This is a genomic window from Mesorhizobium sp. M7A.F.Ca.CA.004.12.1.1 (assembly GCF_003997835.1).
GTDB lineage: Bacteria > Pseudomonadota > Alphaproteobacteria > Rhizobiales > Rhizobiaceae > Mesorhizobium.
On sequence record NZ_RZRK01001213.1, the window covers coordinates 1 to 1227 of the forward strand.

General features: G+C 68.8%; 1 protein-coding gene. It reads right to left on the reverse strand.

Annotated elements, in window-relative coordinates; translation table 11 throughout:
• Positions 1-1227 (reverse strand): cobaltochelatase subunit CobN (locus EN984_RS35210; RefSeq protein WP_206517570.1); only part of this gene is annotated, 1227 nt, incomplete at both ends.

Genomic DNA, 1227 nt, shown 5'->3' on the forward strand with positions numbered 1-1227 from the left:
CGCCTATGGCGGCGCCGGGCGCGGAGATGCCTTCGCCCCCGGCGCCGCCATAGGCGTGCGATGTAGCGTCGAGATAGGCGCGGCCGATTTCGTCGCGTGCCGCCCAGTCGCCGGAGGACATGAGATCCTCGACGCCGGCGCCGTATGTGCCCGGCGAGGTGCCGAAGATGCGCGGGCTGATCTTGCCGTCGGCGCGGGTTTTGGCCGCGAGCGGGTTTTCCGAATCCTCCTCGTCGCGGGCGGCAACCGCGTTGGCGGCGGCATCGATCAGCGCGATCTGGGTCGGGAACATATCGCGGAACAGGCCTGATATGCGCCAGGTGACATCGACGCGTGGCCTTCCGAGCGGCGCCGGCGGCAATACCTCGATGCCGGTGATGCGGCCGGTCGCCGAATCCCATTGCGGCCGGCAGCCCATCAGAGCCAGGCCTTGCGCGATTTCCTCGCCGCCGGTGCGCAGCGAAGCCGAGCCCCAGAGATCGATGACCAGCGAGCGCGGCCAGTCGCCGTGCGATTGCATGTAGCCGCGCACGACTTCCTCCGCCGCTGCCTTGCCCAGATCATAGGCGGTCGGCGTCGGCATGGTGCGCGGGTCCGAGGTGAACAGATTGCGGCCGGTGGGCAAGACGTCCGAGCGGCCACGCGCGGGCGCCCCGGCTGGACCGGCCTTGACGTGGCGGCCATCAAGCGCGGCGAGCAGCGCCGCTTTCTCGGCGTCAGCGCTTTGTCGCCGCATGGCGTCGGGCTCATCCTCAGGGGCGCGGCCATAGATATGCAGCCCATCCTTGATGGCAAAATCCTTGAGGTCGCAGAGCCAGGCGTCGATGCGGCGCAACGCTTCGTCGGGTGCGTCGGTCGTGGCGACGCCGGCTTCGGAGGCGAAACCGGTCTTTTGCGCGGTGTCGACGATCAGCTTCGCCAGACGATCTCGGCGGCGGCGGTCGAGCCCGTCGGCCTGGGCGTATTCATCGACCAGCCGCTCGAGCTTGTGTTGGTTTTCGTCGAGCCCGGCGCCGGTCAGCGGCGGTGGCAGATGACCAAGGGTGACGGCGGCGATGCGGCGCTTGGCTTGCGCCGCTTCGCCTGGGTTGGAGACGATGAAGGGATAGACGACGGGCAAGGCGCCGGTGACGATCTCGGGAAAGCAGTTCTCCGAAAGCGCAACGGTCTTGCCCGGCAGCCATTCCAGCGTGCCATGCGCGCCGACATGGACCAGCGCGTGGACGC